Annotated in this window: 1 protein-coding gene; it reads right to left on the bottom strand. The window is 73.6% G+C overall.

Translation table 11 applies throughout. The features are described from left to right. Window positions 1-324 (bottom strand): hypothetical protein (locus HMPREF0731_RS22570; RefSeq protein ID WP_040614543.1); only part of this gene is annotated, 324 nt, incomplete at its 3' end. Window positions 325-641: the final 317 nt, after the last annotated feature.

Below are 641 nucleotides of genomic sequence, written 5' to 3'. Positions count from 1 at the left end.
CTCCGCCTGGCCGAGCAGGGCGGCGAGCGCCGCCGGGTCGGCCGCCACCTCGCGCCGCAGCAGGCGCAGCGGCGGCTCGTCCTGCGGGTCCTCCTCGATCACCAGCAGCTGCAGCGGGATCTCCGCCTGCACCGGGCCGAGCAGCCCGCCCTGATAGCTCAGCGCCAGGCGGGGCAGGTCCGCGCCACTGGCCAGCAGCGCCGCCAGCCGCTCGACCAGCGCGTCGAACTCGGCCTCGCTGGCCTCGGCGGCCACGAGGTCGAGCAGGTCCCGCCCACCCTCGGCGAGGCTGGCCTCGCCGGGGCCGCGTCGGTTGATCTGCATCCGGCTTCTCCTGAAGCGATCCACACCGGGATGCTGCCACGCCGCATGGTGCGCCGTCCATGATTTTTCGCACAAACGCGCCATGCGCGGCGTGGCGGAGTTGATTGACGGCGTGACGCGGAAATGTGTAGCTCGGTTTATCAACCCTTGCGGGAATGATGCCATGCGCCCTCTGGCCGCCGCCTCCGACGCGCCGCCCGCCGCCGCCCTGTCCGGCTCGCCCTTCGGCCAGGCGCTGCGGCTCGATCTTGGCACCGGCGAGGGCATGGCCCTGCTGCGCCAGTTCGACGCCCGGCTGCGCCGGCTGGGCGAGGCGG

The organism is Pseudoroseomonas cervicalis ATCC 49957 (genome assembly GCF_000164635.1).
Lineage (GTDB): Bacteria > Pseudomonadota > Alphaproteobacteria > Acetobacterales > Acetobacteraceae > Pseudoroseomonas > Pseudoroseomonas cervicalis.
Note: the sequence above shows the minus strand (reverse complement) of the source record. Positions and strands in the feature narration are given on the sequence as shown.